Consider the following 19,923-nt stretch of genomic DNA (forward strand, 5'->3'; position numbering starts at 1 on the left):
GACTTGAATTTAGGAATCATTAGTTCTGACATTGTGTGCAATACACAGTACTACGATTGCCTAGGCGGATTTCTTTGAGAGGTTTTTCACAGCGTATACAGGGCTGATCTTTACGGCCATAGACCAAAAGTTCTTGTTTAAAATAACCCGGCTTTCCCGTTCCCCCAACAAAATCCTTGAGTGTCGTCCCCCCTTGCGAAATAGCCTCTGCTAGGATGCGCTTGCTCTCACGGCAGAGTATTTCATAACGTTTCATGCTGACTTTTCCCGCTGCTCGCTTGGGGTGAATACCACTGGCAAAGAGTGCTTCATTGGCGTAAATATTGCCAATGCCCACGACAATTTTACTGTCCATCAGAAATTGTTTAACCGCGACTCTTTTATTGCGCGAGAGCTGAAATAATAGCTCAGGACTAAAGTCTTCTGATAGTGGTTCAGGGCCAAGATGGTTTAATAAGGAATGCGCTTCAATGGGCTCACTTGTCCACAAAACTGCACCAAAACGGCGTGGATCTTTTAAACGCAGTGTATTGCCATTGGCAAAGCAGATTTCTACATGGTCATGTTTGTCATAAGCTATTTCAGGTGAAACAATACGCAGGCTACCGGACATACCCAGATGAATGATCAAAGTACCGGAGGCGGTGCTGAGTAATAAATATTTGGCGCGACGATGAATGGCGATAAATTGTTGTTGCAGTAATTGTTTGGGTAAATCGCTAGGCACTGGCCAACGCAGGCGAGGATTGCGAATATTAACACGGGTAATGGGTGAATTTAATACGTGCGCTGAAATGCCCCGGAGTGTGGTTTCAACTTCAGGCAGTTCAGGCATAGAAAACTAGAGTAAATTGATTCTGAGAATAACTAAAACCTACTCTTACTCTTCAAAGCGACCTAAAGGACGATTGAAAGTATAATTAAGTGGCTCTTCGACTAGAACTTCACCCGTTTCACCAAAATTCTCGCCTGGCACACTGAATAATAAGCCAATACCCTGTGTTGCCATTCCTAATACACTGCCTACAGCGCCTAATGGTCGGGCAAGAAATAAATCGACAATGATTTCCTGATCGGTAACACGTTCATCATCATAATAGCCATATTCAGCAAAACTAGTAGATGATAGAGAGATTAATAGTGCGAACAGCATAGTATTGATTGTTTTCATTGTCTTTCCTGGCCTTGGTTTTCTCAGAGGAGCTCTTTTATAGAGATTGTTGCTTTATTATACACCAATATTAGTCAAGTCATTTCTCTAAAGCAAGCTTAAGAGCTTGAAAGTATTAAATCATTCACGTTTTTTGGCAAAAAAGTTGATAATTAGGGGCTTAAGGGGAGAAATTCGCTTAATTGTTTGAGTGTTTTGGCGCTGATCCAATATGCAATTTGTAGATCAGTACGTAACAGCTTAATTTGTTTGTCTTCCTGGATAATTAAATATTGAATCGCCCCACTTTTAGCCGGATTAGCATTATTTTCTGCCAGCTCATAGCGAATGATAATGCGGGGGCTATTTAATAACTCGGCATTAGTAAGGCTAAGATTGACATGAGTCTCAACACGCCTAGCCTGTGCATGCTGCCAAAACTGAATCAGTTGGACAATGCTATCAGAAGAGGTATCAGGTAAATCAGGAGTGAGTACCCACTTACCCTCCTTTATTTGTAATTGCTTGTCTGACCATTCGATGCGGGTGAGTTTAGCTTGTGGTGGTAATAAATGGGGAGAAACAAAAGAGTCCAGATTAGCTCTCAGCTGATAGAAAATAGCAGCATTAATGAGGTGTACGTTATTATCACCCGTGTTGATATTAGCCGTTATATTCATGGCATAGCGTTGCTTTTTGATTGGGTCGTCGCTACCCAGTATCAATTGTGTTTCGTTGAGCCAAACGGAAATAAGTGGCTTATCGAGTTGATAACGGGATAAGTCCTGTTCGCTACTTTGAAATTGTGTATAGCTGCGCTTTTCTGCTAAGGCAAGCACCGTATTGACGCGCAAAGGATTGGCGGGTAGGTAATAAGGTTCTTGTAAGTACCAGCCGGACTTTTTTTTGCTTAACTTAATACTGTCCAGATCCTTGCGCTCGATAATAATGGTATTAATCTCAGCACTTTTTAAGTCGCTCAGATAATGCAGAACGGTGGTTTTTAGCCCCGGCTGAAACCAGGCAATTAAGGATAAGCCAATAACTATCAGCAATAAAATAATATTGGTTCGGGCAAGCTTGCTGGAAAGAATGGCTACAGACATTAGCGATTACGCCTTTTAAACCAGATAAGGCTGCCACTGAGGACTAATAAGCCTGGAATCACAAAAAGAAAAAATGCGCCTAATAGGGACAGCTTTGCCGGTGACATCTCCAGAATAATGTCATCTTTGACCTGAGTAGGAATGTTGATAAATTGCTCATCATGGCTCAGCCAATTAAAAATATTCATGCCCATGGCCAAGTTACCGGCATTGCCTAAAAAGGTGTTCGATAAAAAGTCACCATCACCCATCACAACAATACGTTGCTCTTTAATATTGCTAGTGAGTGGGGTTTGGTCAGCATCTTTAAATTTTGTTGCGGTCTCAATTTGACGGCTGAGTACCATGCCGATGGTGATCGGACCGATAATATCGAGTAAATCACTGAAATGCACTTTTTCTTAAGTGGAGAGGTTTCTATCCAGCTACGCTCGATCGTGCTTAAGAACGGTAGCATTGTGAAGCTTTTATTTAAGGAGATATTCAAGCTATTGCTTTCATCTAGCGCTTTATCTTGTTCATTGGCTTGTTCTTCTTCATCCAAATAAGTGGGAAGTCGCTCAATGCCGGCAGCTTGAGGGTAAAGTGTTACCGTGGTGAAGCCATTGTTAATGGGATGTTGAGGATATTCAGTGACAATCGCATAATCAGGCTGAGTAATACCGTATTGTTGGGTGGTGGGATCAACGACAACGCCATCGAGAAACTCAATACCTAATAATTCGGATAAGGGTAATAAGCCGTGCATGGGCTGATTTTTTTCAATGTTTAAGGGCTCGCCCAGCCAAAGCAAGTTACCTCCTGCCTTGACATAATCAATGAGTAAGCGCACTTCACCGGGTAAAAAAGCAGCCTGAGGTCCGGCAATGACCAGCACCGAAACATTGTCCGAAATGTGCATCTTTTTGGCCAGATTCAGTTGTTCAATCAAAAAGCCCTGTTTGATTAAATGATTACTAAAGCTACTGAGATCAAAGTTAGCCTCGCCATCGGGACTGCGTTCACCATGTCCCTGAGTAAAAACAATTTTTCGTTCCTGGGCACGCATCAGGCGGTGTATCGTGTTACTGAGATCTTGCTCTGATAGTTCAGTGAGGTGTTCCTCACGCCCTTGATAAGAAACGATCATTTCACCATCGACAACAATATTTAAGCGCCGGATTTTTTCCGGATCAGCATTGGGATTGACGAAACTGAGGCTCATGTCTTTTTTAAGGTGCTGGTAGCGACCGACTAACTCACGTACGGATTGTTTAATTCGAGTATTAGAAGTATATGAAACAATATCAATCGGTGCTTCGAGGGAATCCAGTAATTGTAAACTCACTTCGTTCAGTGAGTTTTGATTGTTAATGGTCCAATCTGCCAAGTAGACATAGCGATTGCTTAAATAAGCCAGTAGACCAATGATGATCAGAAACAATACCATGAATAAACGGTTTTGCCAGATCAAGTTGCGTGTTGAATTGTGGTTAATTTCCATAAAATTTATCGTTAGTGAGGCAGGCGTAAACGTTCAAGACGACGAATAGCCAGTACCAGAAAAAGTCCAATAAAGAGCAGATAATAAGCAATGTCTGCGCTGGAAAACACCCCTTTAAGCAAGGGTTCAAAATGGCCTAAAATTGAAAACCAGCTGAGAACATTGAAGCCATTTTCAGCCAGTGCTAATTCAGCCTCAGCGCCATTGCCTGCCCAATTAATAATCCATAAAAACAACAGTAAGCCGAAACTACTCACAGCAGCAATAGCCGGTTGCCGAGTGAGTGTAGACATGTACAAACCGGCTGCTGCAAAAGCAGATAGCACAAGCAATAGACCTAATAGAGCAGAAAATAACTGTCCTAAGTCAATCGCAGCGCCTAAGAGTAATGACAAGGGCATGAGAGCAATCATAAAGACTAGAATAAACAAGAAGCCCAGAATACCCAGATACTTGCCTAAAATAATTTGTGTCATGGAGATTGGCGCACTGAATAAAAGTGTTAGGGTTTGGTTTTTTTGTTCCTCACTGACCAGCCGCATGGTTAACAAAGGTACAATCAGCAATAAAACAATCGCAACACCACCTAGTAGGGGAGCAATGACAAGATCGGTAATGCCGGGAGAGTTGTCCAGTACCGATAATTTGGCCTGTAGCTGCATATAAGTTTCTAATTGACTCAGAAATTGATAGCAGGTAATCAATTGCATGACGGTGAGCATTGCCCAGGCAAGTGGTGATAAAAATAAACTTTTTAATTCCCGAAGGGCAATCAGTTTAATCATGGCGCAGCACCTGAGAGAGCATCTGAACTGATGTCTGAACTTGGCACCTGAGATGATTTGTTATTGGCTTGCAGACTCTTATCAACACCAGTGAGAGACATAAAAATATCTTCCAGCGTTTGTTTTTGTGGATATAATTCATACAAGCCCCATTGCTCTTGCTGAGCTAAGGCCACTAATTGCTGGGAAGTATGAATAATGGCGTTTTGATTTTCTGTGCTTGATTCTGTGCTTATTTCTGCTCTTGTTTCAGTAGAACTGGGAAAAGCACAATCCAGAGTGAATATATTCCCTTGTTGTTCTACCTTGATGATGCTGTCTAAAGCAGTAATCTTGGCTATGTCTACGGGATTACTACAACGCATCTGTAGCGTCTGAGTTTGCATATGCTGATTGAGTTGGGCAATAGAGGCATTAAATACCAGTTTACCCTGATTTATAATTTGCACATGATCACAAATAGCTTGAATTTCAGGTAAAATATGGCTGGATAGCATGACACTATGGGTTTTACCTAGATCTTTGATCAGTTTGCGAATTTCAACCATTTGAATAGGATCAAGGCCTACCGTGGGTTCATCCAGAATAACAATATCCGGTGAGTGGATAATTGCCTGAGCAATGCCGACACGTTGCTGATAGCCCTTGGAAAGATTGTTGATGACTCGCTGGCCATGTTTTGTCAGACCACAACGCTCCTTAGCCATTGCGAGTGCTGCACTTATTTGAGGTTTAGCGACTTGATTTAATTGTGCGCAGTATTTCAGGTATTCATCAACGGATAATTCTTTGTATAGTGGTGGTGTATCCGGTAAATAGCCAATTTTGGCCTTGGCCTCAATGGGCTTGTCCATTAAATCCATGCCGGCGATTTTAATCTGACCATGAGTGGGTGCCAGATTGCCGGTGAGCATTTGCATGGTGGTGGATTTGCCAGCACCATTGGGACCCAAAAAGCCCAACACCTCACCCCGATGCAAGTTAAAACTGATGGCATCGACAGCAATAATCGCTGCGTTATTTTTATTGGTATTAGAAAAATGTCGCGACAGCTGATTTACTTCAATGAGGATTTCATTGTGGCTATTATCACTATCTGTTGGGGTGTTTAATGCTGGCATTATGGTTATTTTCAGCGTGTTATTATTTTATAGGTTAATATTGTAGCATGAATTTATCGGTCTAAATGGGATGCTGCTATACTTTTCACCAGAGCAAATTGTAAAATACTTTTGGTAAAGCCACCTGGTGGTCTTTTTGCCCGAAATTCAGGCCGATTATGGCTCATTTTTGTTTTGAGTAGTAAAAAAATATGCACTTAACGATTATAAACGAGACAGTGATTGAATATAAATTTTCAAACACAATATCTTTGGATCTCAGCGAAACAATTTTAAAGATTTATCGCTACTTAATGGAACATTTAGATTTTCAAACGCTGGGGCTGTTAAAAATCACTCCTTGTTTTAACTCCATAGCCATTGCTTTCACCAGCAGTAGCCCTCTTTTTGATGCACCGGATTTTTTGCGTGAAACCTTGTTACAAGCCCACGAATCAACAGAAAAAAATATTTATAAAACCCATACGATTAAACTGATTTATGATGGCCTAGATCTTGATTATGTTTGCCAAACACTCAAACTAAGCCAAAAAGAATTTATCCAACGCCATCAAAAAAACACTTATACCATTGCCATGCTAGGCTTTAAGGGTAACTTTCCTTACTTGCTGGGTTTGGATAAAGGCTTAGTACTACCCAGAAGAGCGAGTCCTAGAAATCGGGTGAGTAAAGGCTCAGTTGCTATAGGTGGCGATCAATGTGGTATTTATGTCGAGGATTCACCCGGAGGCTGGCATATTATAGCCAATACCCATTTTACTGATTTTGCTTGCCTCGAAGCGGGTGATAAAATTGTTTTCAAGGCAATTATTACAGAAGGAAAAAAATGCTGATTAATTGTGACATCGGAGAGCGAGGCCTTGCTCATGAAATTGATGATCAACTGATGGCGGTCATTGATATTGCTAATATTGCTTGTGGTGGTCATGCTGGTGATGAACAAAGTATTGCTTATTATTATTCACTGGCAAAAGAGCATGGCGTGAAGCCGAGTGTGCATCTGAGTTATCCCGATAGAGAAAATTTTGGTAGAAGGGTTATTTCCATTGACGATCAAGCACTTTTAAAATCTTTAGATCAGCAATATACACGTCTCTATGAGGTTAAAACCTTAAAGCTTCATGGTGCGCTTTACAATGAAGCCAATAGTAATAAAAAGCTTGCGCTGTTAATCATTAATTGGGCAAAAGAAGCAGGTATTAATGAAATTCTTTGTCCACAGCACTCTGAAGTTGCTCGCTATTGTTCAGCAGGTGAAGATGATCCAATTGCAGTTATGCATGAGGTCTTTTTGGATCGGCGCTATGTTTATGAGCACAATCGATTAACCTTAAAAAGTCGCAAAGAGCAGGATGCCTTGCTGAATGATGTAGATGAAGCTATTGAGCAGTTTAAAAACTTTCAGCAGAATCGTTTAGTGATTGATAAGCAAGTCCATAAAGTTAATGCTGATACAGGTTGTATACATTCTGATTCAGAACATGCCCTAGACTTACTTCGAGCAATCAAAGGTGTTTAAACTGGCAAAAAATTCACTCGCCTTTGAAGGTGGTCATAGTGATGAATTATCTTTTCAAACTTGTAAAATATTATTAGACCAGCCCGAACACTTTAAGGCAATGGAAATCATCTATGCAGATGAAGCAGTATTTTCACAGACGTGTATATTTGTTCTCGGTGGCGCTCACTATCGTGATATCACCTTAAATGGTGTGACAATAGAGCAAAATACGGTCTATGCTGCCAATGAAAATGATGTTTTGAGGTTTATTCACCTTGAACAAGGTTTTCGCCTGTATTTAATAGCCAGTGCTTATGAGCAGAGGCAAATTGGACGAAACCGTAGAGAGTTTACCCATTGTTTTGCTCCAGCACCAGAGAAAATCAGGCTGATAAAAGGACCTGAATATGACTATTTAGCCGATCCAGAAACATTTTTGGCTAGTTCCTTTGTCATATCTGCAAATTCAGATTTAGGTGGACTGAGGTTAGAAACTGCGACAAAAGGAGTTGCGAAAATCCAAGCCAGACAATTTGATATTACTTCTTCAATTGTGGATGACGGCCTTATTCAATTAACTGCCAATGGCCCGATTGTATTATTGAGAGAAAGACAAGTCACGGGTGGTTATCCGAGAATTTTTAGTGTGATTAAAACCGATCTTGATTTTTTAGCACAATATAAAATTGGCTCAGTGGTGCATTTTGAATTAATAAAACTTTCAACAGCCAAAGCATTATTGCAGCAAAGAGAACAAGAATTATTAAGCTTATAGGGACACAGCTTGATTATCATAAAACAAATTTCATACTAATTCTGATCTGATGTTTGCTGGAAAATTGCTGTTCAATTTTTGCTTTCAATAGTTGTAATTCCTCATTACTCAAGGTCTGTTTTAAAACAATGGTCAGATTGATAATATTCATATTATTCTGATATTCTATGACGGCATTTTCTACTAATATTGGCTTTTTATTAATTACTATTTCTTGATTTTGTAAACTTTTTGAAAATTGATAACGCTGCAGGCTATCACTATAGGTACGATACAAGGGATAGGAAAGCAGAATTAAACTGATAACAATAAAACCAAGACTTTTTTTATTTTTTACTGTATTTGAAAAGCCAAGAAATTGAAAAGTGAGCACACTTGATAGCGTAATACCAATCAGGTTAGTAATGAACAGTAACAAAGCCCCTTCAAAAATATAAAGTTCACCACGACCCAGTCCAATACCTGCAACTGCCAATGGTGGTACTAATGCAACCGCTATGGCAACGCCTGCAATGCTATTTAAAAGTTCTTTATGTGCTTTAGTATAAGCAGCCGCAATACCGGAAATAATTGCTACTCCCAGATCGATCAGGTTCGGATGAATACGTGATTTAATCTCGTTGCTTAAGTCAACCTGAGGTAACACTAGCGTTAATAATGATGAGGCTAATACTGCCAGACTAATGCCTATAACAATTTTTATCATAGAGTTTATTAATAGCTTATTTTCACCTCTTAATAAACCCATTGAAAATGAAATGAGCGGTGACATCAATGGTGCTAACAACATGGCTCCAATGACGATTGCGACACTATTTGCAAACAAGCCTAAACTTGCCAGCAACGTACTTAGCAGTATTAAAACAATATAAAGTGAATTAATCTGGGCATCTATTCGTAATTGTAAAAAAAGATCTTTAAAACGCTCTTCAGAAGCCACTGAGAAAAAGGGTAAACGTTGCTTGAAATATTTCCCCCTTTCATTCTCATCAGGTAAATTATCAATGCGAATAGCTTCTTTGTCAGTATTTAAAATAGGGTTAAGTTGCCAGAATTTTACAGTGGACCCCATTGTCAAGACAGCTTTCTCAAATATTAAGATATAATTCTGTTGGTTATTTATAGTATTAGTCTTATCCACATATCCACAGGTCTGCCAGTAGTCCAGAGACGCTTGCGATATATCTCAGGGCTACTGGCTTGGCCTGTGGATATGTGGACAAGGCGGTTGCCAGTAAAGTTGATTATCCTCTCATCATGCTGCCCGTTTTAAGTCTGGAACAACTTCTTTCATCACGCCATAGATCTCTGCAGGCGTTTTTCCACCGTGTGTACTGTGTGGTCGTTCATGGTTGTAAAACTCAAAATATTCCTTTAATGAGCTCTTTAGCTCATCAATACTTTGGTAATCCTTGAGGTAAATTTCCTCATATTTTACACTTCGCCAGAGTCGTTCAATCATAATGTTATCCATTGCTCTGCCTTTGCCGTCCATGCTGATTTTTATATCATTGGCCTTTAGAACACCTGTAAATGCTCTGCTAGTATATTGAGCACCTTGATCCGTATTGAAGATTTCTGGCTTTCCATATCGTCGCAGTGCTGTTTCCAGACTACTGATACAAAAGCTTTCTTCCATGCTGGTTGACACTTCCCAGGACAGCACAAAACGGCTACTCCAGTCCATAACAGCACTTAGGTAGACAAATCCATGTGGCATCCGTAAATACGTGATATCTGTGCACCAAACCTGGTTATTCCTATTAATATCAATTCCTTTGAGCAAATATGGATAGAGGTTATTTACTTTGCAAGGCTTGCTGGTATTGGGTTTTGGTGCCACTGAAACCAATCCCATGATCCGCATAAGCCGTTGAACTTTTTACGATTAATTTTATAACATTTCAATCTTAATGCATTACGAATTTGACGACTGCCATAGAATGGATGTTTTATGTACAACTCATCAATCAAATTCATTAATGTTAAATCTTTATTTTGCAGAGGCTTTTTAGGTTGATAGTAATAGCTTGAACGGTTCAGGCCGATAAGCTCACATTGTTTTTGATGCTCAACTGAGGGTGCTCTTTTTCTATGCAACACCGCTTTTCTGCTCTACTCAGTTGAACATCTTCAACTTTTTTGACAGCCAGTCAGCCTCTACTTTTAGTTGACCTATTTGGCTGTACAGGTGTTCTTTTTCCTTTTCATGTTCAGCATCTTTATTCTCTAATTTTTTTGAAAAAGTATCGGCTGCACCATCAAGCATCTGCTTTTTCCAGCTATTGACCTGGGTGGTGTGCACTTCAAATTCTGACGCAATTTCTGCGACTGTTTTTTGACCTTTCAAAGCCTCAATGGCTACTTTTGCTTTAAATTTGTTGTTGAATGTTTTTCTTTTTGTGCTCATTTTTTTGTTCCCCGTTAGGTTAGCTCTTATATCTTAACCTATTGTCCAGTTTTCGGGGTCCACTATATTTCTCAGGTGCATTTATTTTCACAGCATGTTTAATGACCTTAAATTTCAAGGGAAAGTTGCATGACTTTGCTCATCAAGGATTACATCGGGTGTTTTCTTGCTGGCGTCAGTGGGAGAATTTTCTACATCAATAATTACTTGCTTACTTTTTATATTAGAAACTGCATGAGGCAGAGAATCTTCTTTGTTAATATTAAACACCAGCGAAAAAAGAAAAAGAAAATATTCGACAGCTGAAAATGGCGACAGAATAATTAATGATAATTGCTCAGAACGCATCGAACTGGTTTGCTGGAGTACTCTTGAAAGGCGACTACCGCGATTTTGATTAACAATAAAGAAACCACTGGCCACGGTTTTTATTTGCTTTTCTTTTCATTTAAATAAGGCTTGTCGGCACTGTTTGTCAGTGCCATAATCATTAAAAAGCTCAAATAAACTATAACCTTCTTGAAACTGAATTTTATTTTTTGACATCATTCTACTCCACACATAATCTATACTTTAATTATAGTATAATTATAGTATAATTATAGTATAATTATCGAAATATGGCGGAGCTTTGTGGGTAATCAAGTTTCTTTTTCTGTTTCAATGCTCAACTTATCTAGGGACAGTGAAAAAAACTGTTTAAGACCCAGAAAAATATTTTGTATGAATGCACCGACTGATGGACTGGGTTGCCAACTTTCAAGCAATGGAATCATACCGATCACCGCTTTAAATTGAATGATTTTCCCATTACACTCAAGTAAATTTATAGCCTGTGTGTCATCTCTTAAAGCCACTTCAATATTATCTTGCAAGTTGCTTGATAACTGGTAGGAGTGACGTAATAATTTTTGTGTTGGCAAAGGCAGGAATGCCAGAGTACATTGCTGACCATTAGCACTATGGGTATAGGCAAATTCAAGTAGCTGATTCACGAGCATCATATCACCACAAAGAATCAGGTGATTCGCAATTGAAAAATATTCTAAGGGATTGTTGAGAAATTTACTCTTTTCTATTGAAACAATTTCAGTGCCAAAATCGTTGTTTGTAATCGTTTCGATGATATCGATTGAAAGTTCATCAAAAATAAAGAGCGCCTTATGTAAATATTTCATATTGAACTGTACTTTATAAGTCCTTAGTCAAAGAAAAGCCAACAATGACACAGTCATTATTGGCTTTCAAGGAGTTTTAATCCTAAAATAATCAGTTGAATCGTAACGAGAGCGACTTAGGTGCTGAAGATTAAGGGTTTTACAGGTTATTTTGACTTTATTCGTAGTCATCCTACGGGTGAAGTCAAAATGTTCTGGAAAAAATCCTTAAGATTCAGTGCATAAGGCGGTCGTCGCAGTAGGTTCAACTGATTTTTTTAGGTTAATACTGTCAGACTATGATCTGATAGCCAAATCAGTATTCCCTTCATCTAAAATAACGATTACAACAATCGCTATTTGTCGATTTACTATATTAGTCTTTGGTTATATTCTAAAGACAACTTAAAGATAAAAATTTCTTTAAAACTTAGACAAAATTATTGGAGAACTATTATGGAAAACTCAAATGAAACAATGATTCAATTTCCTCGTTTAAATGAACCTGCTCCAGCTTTTAATGCAGTAACAACACATGGCCATAAAAGCAACCAGGATTATCTGGGAAAATGGTTGATTCTTTTCTCTCATCCTGCTGATTTTACACCGGTCTGTACCACAGAATTTATTGCTTTTGCAAAACGTGCTGAAGAGTTTAAATCAATCAATACCGAACTCCTAGGACTGTCCATTGACATCTGAAATCAAATCTCGATCTGAATACAAAATCTCTAATAATTTGTTGCCACGTGAAATACCTTTTGCAGAAGCCCTAACTTCCACCAGACTGCCGACGTTTAGCTTGTAGTTATACTGAGTAACTGACTGACCATCAACAAATACACATCCTGTTTTAAGCCGTTGTTTAATCTTACTGCGAGTCCAGCCCTTTAGCTGTGTATCGAGAAAAGGGAGGAGAGTTGTTTTTTATTTGCTGTAAATCGGTCAGACATGGTAGGTCAATCTTTCTTTTTAAATTAAAGGGGACGGAGGGATAAAAGTTTATTTCCCCTTTCCCTCTTTGATAGGAATAGGGTTAAAAATTACAATCGTACTTAATTTCTTGACTGCATAACGTCTTTAATAAGCGGATTTCCAAAAGAGAAGCGCAGCGCCTCTTTTGGAAAGTCCGAGTGAGCTTGCGAACGGCTTAATTTTCTTGTTAGAAATTTTTTGCATTTAAAAACAGCATGATTATTGAAAGAAACATAAAAATAATTGTGGCGTTTTGCGCTTCTTTTTTGTATTTCTTTCTAATGCTATACCAATAAATGAAATTTACAATCACTAAAAACAACACCATGATAATATTTATATTTTTAAACATATTTTTTAAAGCTGGTGTTGTTAGATATATAACTGATCCATAGATAATTTACGCTATAAGCGCAGATAGAAGTATTTTAATTGTTTTTCTGCTTTCTTTTTCCATGCTTTTTCTGGTTTTAGTTCTAATAATTTTGGATGCGTGTTTATTCTATTTTGTATTTCTAACGCCTTGCTCAGCGGCAATTTAAAGTGGCACGTTTTTGCACAAGCAAAAAAAGTGACGCTTTAAATTATCCGCTGGAGCTATTTGTTATGTTTATATTTCTATTTTACCAACCATATATTTAGCTGCTTTACCAGATATGCAAACTCTATCATTTAAATAGATGCAATTTACTTCCCCGCCTCGAGTGGATACTTGCTTTGCAAACATTTCTTTTTACCTGTTTTTTAGACCAATAGGGTATAAGTTGTGTGAATGCCGAACCTGTTACTGGATCTTCATTGATTCCATATTTCGGCGCAAAAAATCTTGTAATAAAATCATATTGACTCCCCAGGGCTGTAATAGCCACACCCCTCAAGTCTAATTCAGAAAGCAACGATAGATTGGGCTTGGCTTTTAATATTTCTTCTTCATTTTTAAAGCTGAGTTATCCCCACGAATTTTTTAGTAACTCGTTGAAATTTTAGAAATTGATCGACTTTCATGGCGAACTATGATCAAATTAGTTCACCACAAAGCAATTTGGAGAACGCCATGAAAGCAACACAATTATTACATAAAAAATTATTATCTGCATGCCCTGATATGCATAAAATCAGATTAAAGGCACTCATTGACAGCGGTCTCGTGAATTTGTAAAGAGTTGGCCATTTGAAATTGTTTCGGCCAGATCACCTCAATGACTCCCAGATCAAGTCATGATCTGGGATTTGAATGACTTCCCTTTAACTTTCAATCTGATCTTTCATACGATAGCTTTTTCCTTCAATAACCACTGTCTGAGCATGATGCAGTAATCTATCCAGCAATGCTGAGGTCAATGTGCTGTCATTGTTAAAGATCTCTGGCCAGTCCTTAAAGGCACGATTGGTGGTGATCACCGTTGAGCCCACTTCATAACGACCAGAGATGATTTGAAACAGCATATCGGCTCCATTCTTATCAATGGGTAAGTAGCCCAGTTCATCTAAAATGAGGATTTCAGGTTTAATGTATTTGCGCATTTCCAGTTTCAAACGACCCGATTTCTGTGCCACAATGAGTGAGTTAATGGCATCCACCGTATTTGTAAACAAGACCCGTTTTCCATTGAGACAGGCATGATGACCTAAGGCGGTGGCCAGATGCGTTTTTCCTAAGCCAACGCCACCCAGTAAAATAATATTAGTGTGTTGCTTTAAAAACTGTAGCCGAAAGAGATCCTTGATCTGCAGTTGATTAATTTTCTTTGGCCAGTTCCAACTGAACTGCTGTAGTGTTTTCACAAATGGGAATCGAGCCGTTTTCACTTTACGTTCAATTGCTCTTTCCTGTCGCCTATTATTTTCCAACTCAATTAACTGAGTCAGGTAATTAACATGAGACCAACTGTCTTTATTAGCCTTTAAAGCCGTCTCTTCATAATGCTCGGCAATACCAGGCAACTTAAGGTATTTCAACTGTTCAAGTAGTCTTTCGACTTCTTTATCAGTGGGCATATCAAGCATCATTTGAATGGCTTCACTTTTCTTCTTTGTTTGATTGTTTTGTTTCAAACTGGATGGTTGAGTCATAAGTTGTTCCTTTGATTTCTTTAGGTTGATAAATATTGATGTCGGGTTTTTCTAACGTAATGTCGAGTAAGTCTTCACTGCGGGTTAAATGCAAAGCACCTGCTTCGGGTAATTTGTTGAGTCGCTGTTCCAATAAATTGGCCACATACTCACTACTGAAGGCTTCAAAGACAAAGGCATCCAGCATGGCTCGTTCAGTGGCTTCAATGCCATAGATTTCACTGAGGCCAACAATCTTTCGCACATGAACTTTAGGGTTTAAACGCTTCTGAGCCAGCTTTTGATAGTAATCACTGGCACGAGGTGACAGTGCAATAAAGCGTTGAAACAGTTTTTGATCTTCTGAACGTCTGCGCTGGGCTAGCAATTCTTTGGGATGGTCCGGATCTTCAAAATCACGATGGCGCTCAAAGCTGCGAATGTGTCGGGCAATGAGTTTTTCCTGATCATAAACACAAAGTCGCTCGGGATAGATTTTTAAGGTCAGAGACTGGCTGGCATATTCTGCGGGCACTGAATAGCGGTTAGAATCCAGACTGATGCGAAACAGTTTGGTCGAGCGGACGGTTTCAATCCGTGCAATGTCATATCGGTTAATGGGCAAAGAGCGCATGGCCTGCACATCTTCAGGCAAACAATCCACTGGCTTTTTTCGGGTTTCGCCATGGATGCGCACATTAGCAATGTCAGCCATCCAGATTTTAATGGCTGGATTCAAGATCTCAAACTGAGTCAACTCCAGGCCATTGAGGAAGTTTTTTTGACATAACCCACCCCGTTTTCAACCCGACCTTTTTCATTGCCCTTACGAACGCCACAGGCTTTAATTCTAAAATCATAATGATGTGCAAAGTCTAAGTATTTAGGGTTAAAAACAATATCTTCTCCTGCAGGGCGAGAGAGAACGCCCGTCTTCAAATTATCAATCATGACTTTTTCCGGCACGGCACCAAAGAACTCAAAAGCATGTTGATGACAGGCCAGAAAGTGTTCCATGCTTTGTGATAAAGTGAATTCTACGTACATCATTCTGGAATGGCATAACACCATCACAAAGAAGTTCAGCTTGCGAGTGGTTTCACCCACTTGAATGGTTTTGTACAGGCCCCAGTCAACCTGAGCAGCTTCACCTGGTGCAAAGGCTAAGGTTAAAAAAGCGGGCTTTCGTTTGGGTCGAACCTGATGAACATAACGTTTGACCACAGAGTAGCTCCCGTCATAACCCTCCTCCTGTACTCGTTGAAAGAGCTGAGTCGCCGTATAAGCATGCTTTTCCAGCAAACTGACAATATCATCCTTATAGGGATCGAGTTTGCTGTTTTGTGCTGCCGGTTTCCGTGGTCGATAATGTTTTTCCTGTAGCCAGCTCTCTACTGTGCGGTGATCTCAGATCCATCTTTTGTGCAATCTGACCTACGTTCAGCTTATCCTGTTGATACTGTTTCATACGGCACCAGGCTTCATAATCAATCATGATGGCCTCCAGCATTTAATTGTTTGAGTATTTGTTTTATGTGGACAGGTGAAGATGAGGTTTGTCTAACGGGGTCAGATTTGGCTGATGGGGATAAAGATAGGACTTGATACAAAGGATGTTTATAAGTGATTAGTTTGGCCTGTGAGTTCTGTTCGTGCCTGAGTGAACTTTAATGTCCCTATATTCAACTGTTTCATTAAGCTCGGTTGTGAGTAATAACTCAGCCCATTTTGATCGGCAACGGTAAGTAAAAATAAATAAAATGCCATTGATTCACAAGAGCAAGACTCAAAGTGGCCATCACGAACCAGGCGGTGATCGATCCAACTGAACTGAGAGGGATTTGACGTAATTGCCCTGGATTGGGCATAGGATGCTCGGTCATTGTTTTCTCCTTGTTTTAGGTGAGTGTTGAGTAAAAGATCCTCGCCTAATTCTCGCAGTTTCAGACCACTCTCGACTATGTCATCTTGTAACGTACTACCGATAAGATGTGCAATTAATCCTATTAAAACAGTGGGTTGAGACTTTAAGATCTCTTGTAACGCATTGGCGTTAAGATCGTCTGTTTTTCTCTTTTATATCAATCGCTTGCGTGATTAAGGTATCTTGTAACGGTAATGGGTTATCCAATGATTGTTGTACTATTTTCCAGTATTTTGGATTTTGGGAACGCCATTGCTGAACACCAGCAATTCTCGCTGAGATGAACAATTGAGTTGTAGTGGTGCTTACCAAGCAGAAATAAAAAAACTTTTCGCAGTAACTTTAGCAAAATTAAAAAAATCGAATAAAAAGCTTGCATTTTGAGAAACAAGAGATCAAACTCTTGTTTTTCAATTGGTTGAATGACTTCATGTTAAAAAATATTTCCCTTTTATATGCTTGGTACTGTGAATTTTGGCCTCTTTAAGTCAGCAAAAAAAACATTTAAGTTTTTCTGCCCTGAAACAGGCCATCTCACTGCACTTTCATGCAATCAAAGATAGCCGAGTACAAGGAAAGTGTGATTACAGTCAACATGATGTGCTTATGAGTGCTTTTGCCTGCATGTATTTTCAAGATCCCTCTTTAAGTGAATTTCAGAAACAGATGGAAGAGGAACAGAATCAAAATAATTTACGCACTCTTTTTAATGTTGAAAAAATTCCTAAAAATAGTCAACTAAGAGACATTTTGGATCTCATACCCTCTAAAACATTTGCACCTGCATTTAAAGATTTATTTGAACGACTCAGACGACATAAGCATCTTGAAGAGTATGCCATATTACCCAACACATTGCTTTGTGTTATTGATGGCACGCAATATTATTCCTCTAAGCAAATCCATTGTGACTGTTGTCTTCATAAAGAACATAGAACGGGTGAAATAACCTACAGTCATGCTGTTTTACAAGGTGCCATTATGCACCCCGATAAAAAACAAGTGCTCCCTGTCATGCCTGAAGCAATACAAAATACGGATGGTACAAAAAAACAGGATTGTGAAAGTAATGCAGCCAAACGTTTTATAGCCAATCTAAAAAAGCACATCCAAGACAAGGATTTATGATTTGTGGTGATGGTTTGATGTCACATCAACCTATGATAGAAGATATAATTGAAGAAATGATGCATTATTTATTGGTTGCCAAACCTGGTGATCACACATATTTATTTGAATGGCTTGAAGCATTTTCTGAACTCCCATCAATGGACTGGATTGACGAAAAAGGGCACCAACATCATTATCGATGGAAAAATAATGTCCCTTTACATGGCGAAAAAATGCCATTGAAGTTAACTTTTTGAATATACCCTCACCAATACCGCAGGGAAAATTATCTACCGAAATAGCTGGGTCACCGACATAAAGATCAGTGAACATAATATTCAAACAATGACCCAGGCGGGTCGATGTCGTTGGAAAATAGAAAACGAATGTTTCAACACATTAAAGAACCAAGGCTATCACATTGAGCATAATTATGGTCATGGGAAGAAGCACCTGAGCTTTAATATGTATCTGTTAACCTTGCTGGCTTTTTATTTCCATCAAATTTTTGAATTAACCGATGGGGCTTATCAAGCTTGTCGTAAAAAGTTTGGCTCTAAAAAATTAATGTGGGAAAAGTTCAGAGGGGTTATTACCTTTTTTGTGATGGACTCCTGGGAACATTTAATGGATTTTTTATTGTACAGAGACGATTATGAGGAGATGAGACCTGTAAAAATAAGAAAACAAACCTATTTTAGGGAAAATGCGTCGATTAAACGCAGCATCTCCCGTGCCTGCTATTTAGAAAGAAAGAACAAAAAAATTTTAAAAAGCATCAGGCAAACAAAAATGCTGTTTTCAGCTTAATTCATAAGAATAAGTTACTTCACCGAGTTTTGCTGGCTGAACACGCTGGACATTGACAGTGCCACAGAAGTAGTTTTTATTTTGAGGTTTTTGCAGCCATTTTTTTTGACTGGCGGCCTTACTGGCTTGTCGACACTCAGGTGCTGAGCAGAATTTCTGACGACCTTTAGAGCGGGGGTTGGGTTTGAAAAAAGTGTGGCAGTGCAAGCACTTGCAAGTTCCTGAACGTGGCATTGAGTATTTCCTCTACCTGAGATAGTTGAGGAAAAGCAAGAAAAAGTACAGCAAAGAAAAACGGAAGAAGAAGACAGAAGAAAATCCAAGTAGAACAAAAGATTTTTTTAAAAATTGGGAAGAAAAAGCAGAAGAAGAAATGACATTTTCAAATGGCCAAGATTAGGACACTTTCAGGAGACCCCTGACAGCACTCATCGCAGGTGTTAATTCAGCAATATCTGAGCATCAGGTAACAGTGACTGGCTTGGGCAGAAACTTGAGGGCTCATTCAAAAACGAAAACAAAGCATGATATCAAAAGAATGGACAGATTAATTGGCAATATACACCTGCACAATGAACGTAAAGATCTCTATCAGTATTTGACATTGCAATTGGTTGGTGAACAAAAGCACCCTGTTCTTATAGCTGATTGGTCGCCAATACCAGGTAGTGAAATTTTTCAACTACTCAGAATATCCATACCAATGGGTGGTCGTTCACTTACTATTTATGAAGAATGTTTCGAAGAAAAGAAATTGAATAATACTCAGGTTCATAATACTTTTCTGGATGAACTTGAAGCAATATTGCCAGAGGGTTGCCAACCCATTATCTTATCCGATGCAATTTTTAAAACACCCTGGTTTGAAACAATTGAAGCAAAGGGATGGTTTTGGGTTGGTCGAGTTCGGGGCAATGTACAGATCTCATTAGAGGGTGAAAAATTTGAAGGTTGTACTACTATAATGAAGCAAGCGACCACAACGCCAACAGGATTAGGTACGATCTTCTATAGCAAAAGCACAGCATTTCCTTGTGAGGGTACTTTATTTCATGGGACTGAAAAGGGAAAACATAAAAGAAAAAAACGTGGAGGAATTTCTCAAGATGCAAAGAGCCTTTACTATTCTAAAAAAGCAAAACAACCCTGGCTATTAGTTTCTCATTTACCTAAAGAAATCAACAAGCCAAAGAAAGTCGTTAGGCTGTATAAATTTCGCATGCAAATTGAAGAAGGTTTCAGAGATACAAAAAATCAACAGTATGGTATTGGTCTTGCACAAGCAAAATCTAAATCTGCAAAGCGATATAATAATTTATTATTAGTCGCAGCACTGACACAGTTTTTACTTTGGTGTATTGGCAAAGTTGCTGTGAATAAAAAATATCACTATGACTTACAAGCCAATACAATCAGGCATAGAACTGTGCTTTCTAACGTTTATATTGGGATTCAAATTATTCGAGATAAACGGTATAAAATTAAAAAGAAGGAAATTAAAATGGTTTTTGAAAATATTTCAAATTTTACGCAACAAGTTGTTGACATTTGTTAAAAAATTCGT

The 19,923-nt window shown here is 38.8% G+C and carries 24 protein-coding genes and 5 pseudogenes; 9 read left to right on the forward strand and 20 right to left on the reverse strand.

What is annotated here, in order from left to right:
- Positions 1-19 precede the first annotated feature (19 nt).
- From mutM to JEU79_RS23990, 7 genes are all read right to left on the reverse strand, one after another.
- Positions 20-835 (reverse strand): bifunctional DNA-formamidopyrimidine glycosylase/DNA-(apurinic or apyrimidinic site) lyase, encoded by an 816-nt coding sequence (mutM, locus tag JEU79_RS23960; RefSeq protein ID WP_198266453.1) that lies wholly within the window; start codon positions 833-835, stop codon positions 20-22.
- A gap of 45 nt (positions 836-880) precedes the next feature.
- Positions 881-1,171 carry a hypothetical protein gene (locus tag JEU79_RS23965; protein ID WP_198266454.1) on the reverse strand — a complete coding sequence of 97 codons (291 nt, stop codon included), beginning with the start codon at positions 1,169-1,171 and terminating at the stop codon, positions 881-883.
- Positions 1,172-1,323: 152 nt separating this feature from the next.
- Positions 1,324-2,256, reverse strand: a complete 933-nt coding sequence (locus tag JEU79_RS23970; protein WP_198266455.1) for a DUF4340 domain-containing protein — start codon at positions 2,254-2,256, stop codon at positions 1,324-1,326.
- Entirely contained in the window at positions 2,256-2,507 is a 252-nt protein-coding gene (locus tag JEU79_RS23975; RefSeq protein ID WP_198266456.1) for a hypothetical protein, read from the reverse strand. Before JEU79_RS23975 ends, JEU79_RS23970 begins: the two co-directional genes overlap by 1 nt.
- Positions 2,507-3,739, reverse strand: coding sequence for a GldG family protein (locus tag JEU79_RS23980; RefSeq protein ID WP_198266457.1), 1,233 nt, complete (start codon positions 3,737-3,739; stop codon positions 2,507-2,509). Before JEU79_RS23980 ends, JEU79_RS23975 begins: the two co-directional genes overlap by 1 nt.
- Positions 3,740-3,750: 11 nt before the next feature.
- Positions 3,751-4,524: an ABC transporter permease subunit gene (locus JEU79_RS23985; protein WP_198266458.1), complete on the reverse strand. Its 774-nt coding sequence runs from the start codon at positions 4,522-4,524 to the stop codon at positions 3,751-3,753.
- Positions 4,521-5,645 carry an ABC transporter ATP-binding protein gene (locus JEU79_RS23990; protein ID WP_198266459.1) on the reverse strand — a complete coding sequence of 375 codons (1,125 nt, stop codon included), beginning with the start codon at positions 5,643-5,645 and terminating at the stop codon, positions 4,521-4,523. The genes JEU79_RS23985 and JEU79_RS23990 overlap by 4 nt, the downstream gene beginning before the upstream one ends.
- A 191-nt stretch (positions 5,646-5,836) precedes the next feature.
- Between JEU79_RS23990 and JEU79_RS23995 the strand changes: the two genes are divergently transcribed.
- The 3 genes from JEU79_RS23995 to JEU79_RS24005 are packed head-to-tail and all read left to right on the forward strand — an operon-like array spanning position 5,837 to position 7,921.
- Positions 5,837-6,478, forward strand: coding sequence for a 5-oxoprolinase subunit B family protein (locus JEU79_RS23995; RefSeq protein ID WP_198266460.1), 642 nt, complete (start codon positions 5,837-5,839; stop codon positions 6,476-6,478).
- Positions 6,472-7,164 (forward strand): LamB/YcsF family protein, encoded by a 693-nt coding sequence (locus JEU79_RS24000; protein WP_198266461.1) that lies wholly within the window; start codon positions 6,472-6,474, stop codon positions 7,162-7,164. Before JEU79_RS23995 ends, JEU79_RS24000 begins: the two co-directional genes overlap by 7 nt.
- Positions 7,157-7,921 carry a 5-oxoprolinase subunit C family protein gene (locus tag JEU79_RS24005; RefSeq protein WP_198266462.1) on the forward strand — a complete coding sequence of 255 codons (765 nt, stop codon included), beginning with the start codon at positions 7,157-7,159 and terminating at the stop codon, positions 7,919-7,921. Before JEU79_RS24000 ends, JEU79_RS24005 begins: the two co-directional genes overlap by 8 nt.
- Positions 7,922-7,937: 16 nt before the next feature.
- Here the strand turns inward: JEU79_RS24005 and JEU79_RS24010 are convergent, their stop codons facing one another.
- The 5 genes and pseudogenes from JEU79_RS24010 to JEU79_RS24025 form a co-directional block, all read right to left on the reverse strand.
- Complete coding sequence (locus tag JEU79_RS24010; RefSeq protein WP_198266463.1) at positions 7,938-9,062, reverse strand: TIGR00341 family protein; 1,125 nt, start codon at positions 9,060-9,062, stop codon at positions 7,938-7,940.
- A 114-nt stretch (positions 9,063-9,176) separates the two neighbouring features.
- A pseudogene (locus tag JEU79_RS24015) lies at positions 9,177-10,331 on the reverse strand (IS3 family transposase).
- Positions 10,332-10,445: 114 nt separating this feature from the next.
- Positions 10,446-10,754, reverse strand: a complete 309-nt coding sequence (locus JEU79_RS24020; RefSeq protein ID WP_198266464.1) for a hypothetical protein — start codon at positions 10,752-10,754, stop codon at positions 10,446-10,448.
- A 27-nt stretch (positions 10,755-10,781) separates the two neighbouring features.
- Positions 10,782-10,877, reverse strand: a pseudogene (locus JEU79_RS27180) (IS1595 family transposase); the annotation flags it as partial.
- 95 nt (positions 10,878-10,972) lie between these two features.
- Positions 10,973-11,509: a hypothetical protein gene (locus JEU79_RS24025; RefSeq protein ID WP_198266465.1), complete on the reverse strand. Its 537-nt coding sequence runs from the start codon at positions 11,507-11,509 to the stop codon at positions 10,973-10,975.
- Between the two features lie 435 nt (positions 11,510-11,944).
- Between JEU79_RS24025 and JEU79_RS24030 the strand changes: the two are divergent.
- Positions 11,945-12,184, forward strand: a pseudogene (locus JEU79_RS24030) (redoxin domain-containing protein); the annotation flags it as partial.
- Here JEU79_RS24030 and JEU79_RS29040 read toward each other — a convergent pair.
- From JEU79_RS29040 to JEU79_RS24055, 7 genes and pseudogenes are all read right to left on the reverse strand, one after another.
- Positions 12,167-12,385, reverse strand: a pseudogene (locus JEU79_RS29040) (S4 domain-containing protein); the annotation flags it as partial. The pseudogenes JEU79_RS24030 and JEU79_RS29040 overlap by 18 nt on opposite strands.
- A gap of 746 nt (positions 12,386-13,131) precedes the next feature.
- Entirely contained in the window at positions 13,132-13,359 is a 228-nt protein-coding gene (locus tag JEU79_RS29045) for a PhzF family phenazine biosynthesis protein (RefSeq protein WP_425511202.1), read from the reverse strand.
- A 349-nt stretch (positions 13,360-13,708) separates the two neighbouring features.
- A complete protein-coding gene (gene istB, locus JEU79_RS24045) occupies positions 13,709-14,470 on the reverse strand; it encodes an IS21-like element helper ATPase IstB (protein WP_425511204.1) in 762 nt (253 codons plus the stop codon).
- Positions 14,471-14,483: 13 nt separating this feature from the next.
- Positions 14,484-15,254: a Mu transposase domain-containing protein gene (locus tag JEU79_RS28215; protein ID WP_343074942.1), complete on the reverse strand. Its 771-nt coding sequence runs from the start codon at positions 15,252-15,254 to the stop codon at positions 14,484-14,486.
- Positions 15,255-15,268: 14 nt separating this feature from the next.
- A pseudogene (istA, locus tag JEU79_RS28220) lies at positions 15,269-15,859 on the reverse strand (IS21 family transposase); the annotation flags it as partial.
- Positions 15,834-16,010 carry a hypothetical protein gene (locus JEU79_RS28225; RefSeq protein WP_343074944.1) on the reverse strand — a complete coding sequence of 59 codons (177 nt, stop codon included), beginning with the start codon at positions 16,008-16,010 and terminating at the stop codon, positions 15,834-15,836. The gene JEU79_RS28225 and the pseudogene istA, both read right to left, overlap by 26 nt.
- Positions 16,011-16,233: 223 nt before the next feature.
- A complete protein-coding gene (locus tag JEU79_RS24055; protein WP_198266467.1) occupies positions 16,234-16,398 on the reverse strand; it encodes a hypothetical protein in 165 nt (54 codons plus the stop codon).
- Between the two features lie 515 nt (positions 16,399-16,913).
- Between JEU79_RS24055 and JEU79_RS24060 the strand changes: the two genes are divergently transcribed.
- From JEU79_RS24060 to JEU79_RS24070, 3 genes are all read left to right on the forward strand, one after another.
- Positions 16,914-17,567: a transposase family protein gene (locus JEU79_RS24060; RefSeq protein ID WP_198266468.1), complete on the forward strand. Its 654-nt coding sequence runs from the start codon at positions 16,914-16,916 to the stop codon at positions 17,565-17,567.
- Positions 17,564-17,806, forward strand: a complete 243-nt coding sequence (locus tag JEU79_RS24065) for a hypothetical protein (RefSeq protein WP_198262510.1) — start codon at positions 17,564-17,566, stop codon at positions 17,804-17,806. Before JEU79_RS24060 ends, JEU79_RS24065 begins: the two co-directional genes overlap by 4 nt.
- Before the next feature lie 88 nt (positions 17,807-17,894).
- Positions 17,895-18,359 carry a hypothetical protein gene (locus JEU79_RS24070; protein WP_198266469.1) on the forward strand — a complete coding sequence of 155 codons (465 nt, stop codon included), beginning with the start codon at positions 17,895-17,897 and terminating at the stop codon, positions 18,357-18,359.
- Here JEU79_RS24070 and JEU79_RS24075 read toward each other — a convergent pair.
- Positions 18,351-18,593: a hypothetical protein gene (locus JEU79_RS24075; protein ID WP_198265406.1), complete on the reverse strand. Its 243-nt coding sequence runs from the start codon at positions 18,591-18,593 to the stop codon at positions 18,351-18,353. The two genes, JEU79_RS24070 and JEU79_RS24075, sit on opposite strands and share 9 nt — an antisense overlap.
- A gap of 25 nt (positions 18,594-18,618) precedes the next feature.
- Between JEU79_RS24075 and JEU79_RS24080 the strand changes: the two genes are divergently transcribed.
- Both JEU79_RS24080 and JEU79_RS24085 read left to right on the forward strand, forming a co-directional pair.
- Complete coding sequence (locus JEU79_RS24080) at positions 18,619-18,759, forward strand: hypothetical protein (RefSeq protein WP_198266470.1); 141 nt, start codon at positions 18,619-18,621, stop codon at positions 18,757-18,759.
- A 72-nt stretch (positions 18,760-18,831) separates the two neighbouring features.
- On the forward strand, positions 18,832-19,914 hold the full coding sequence (locus tag JEU79_RS24085) for an IS4 family transposase (RefSeq protein ID WP_198266471.1): 1,083 nt from the start codon (positions 18,832-18,834) through the stop codon (positions 19,912-19,914).
- The last annotated feature ends 9 nt before the right edge of the window (positions 19,915-19,923 follow it).

This window comes from sulfur-oxidizing endosymbiont of Gigantopelta aegis, from assembly GCF_016097415.1.
GTDB lineage: Bacteria > Pseudomonadota > Gammaproteobacteria > GRL18 > GRL18 > GRL18.

What these genes read in the sequence shown, in the direction of transcription:
- mutM (WP_198266453.1), bottom strand. Translation starts at nt 835, where the DNA reads ATGCCTGAACTGCCTGAAGTTGAAACCACACTCCGGGGCATTTCAGCG.
- JEU79_RS23965 (WP_198266454.1), bottom strand. Translation starts at nt 1,171, where the DNA reads ATGAAAACAATCAATACTATGCTGTTCGCACTATTAATCTCTCTATCA.
- JEU79_RS23970 (WP_198266455.1), bottom strand. Translation starts at nt 2,256, where the DNA reads ATGTCTGTAGCCATTCTTTCCAGCAAGCTTGCCCGAACCAATATTATT.
- JEU79_RS23975 (WP_198266456.1), bottom strand. Translation starts at nt 2,507, where the DNA reads ATGGGTGATGGTGACTTTTTATCGAACACCTTTTTAGGCAATGCCGGT.
- JEU79_RS23980 (WP_198266457.1), bottom strand. Translation starts at nt 3,739, where the DNA reads ATGGAAATTAACCACAATTCAACACGCAACTTGATCTGGCAAAACCGT.
- JEU79_RS23985 (WP_198266458.1), bottom strand. Translation starts at nt 4,524, where the DNA reads ATGATTAAACTGATTGCCCTTCGGGAATTAAAAAGTTTATTTTTATCA.
- JEU79_RS23990 (WP_198266459.1), bottom strand. Translation starts at nt 5,645, where the DNA reads ATGCCAGCATTAAACACCCCAACAGATAGTGATAATAGCCACAATGAA.
- JEU79_RS23995 (WP_198266460.1), top strand. Translation starts at nt 5,837, where the DNA reads ATGCACTTAACGATTATAAACGAGACAGTGATTGAATATAAATTTTCA.
- JEU79_RS24000 (WP_198266461.1), top strand. Translation starts at nt 6,472, where the DNA reads ATGCTGATTAATTGTGACATCGGAGAGCGAGGCCTTGCTCATGAAATT.
- JEU79_RS24025 (WP_198266465.1), bottom strand. Translation starts at nt 11,509, where the DNA reads ATGAAATATTTACATAAGGCGCTCTTTATTTTTGATGAACTTTCAATC.
- istB (WP_425511204.1), bottom strand. Translation starts at nt 14,470, where the DNA reads ATGCTTGATATGCCCACTGATAAAGAAGTCGAAAGACTACTTGAACAG.
- JEU79_RS28225 (WP_343074944.1), bottom strand. Translation starts at nt 16,010, where the DNA reads ATGATTGATTATGAAGCCTGGTGCCGTATGAAACAGTATCAACAGGAT.
- JEU79_RS24055 (WP_198266467.1), bottom strand. Translation starts at nt 16,398, where the DNA reads ATGACCGAGCATCCTATGCCCAATCCAGGGCAATTACGTCAAATCCCT.
- JEU79_RS24065 (WP_198262510.1), top strand. Translation starts at nt 17,564, where the DNA reads ATGATTTGTGGTGATGGTTTGATGTCACATCAACCTATGATAGAAGAT.
- JEU79_RS24070 (WP_198266469.1), top strand. Translation starts at nt 17,895, where the DNA reads ATGACCCAGGCGGGTCGATGTCGTTGGAAAATAGAAAACGAATGTTTC.
- JEU79_RS24075 (WP_198265406.1), bottom strand. Translation starts at nt 18,593, where the DNA reads ATGCCACGTTCAGGAACTTGCAAGTGCTTGCACTGCCACACTTTTTTC.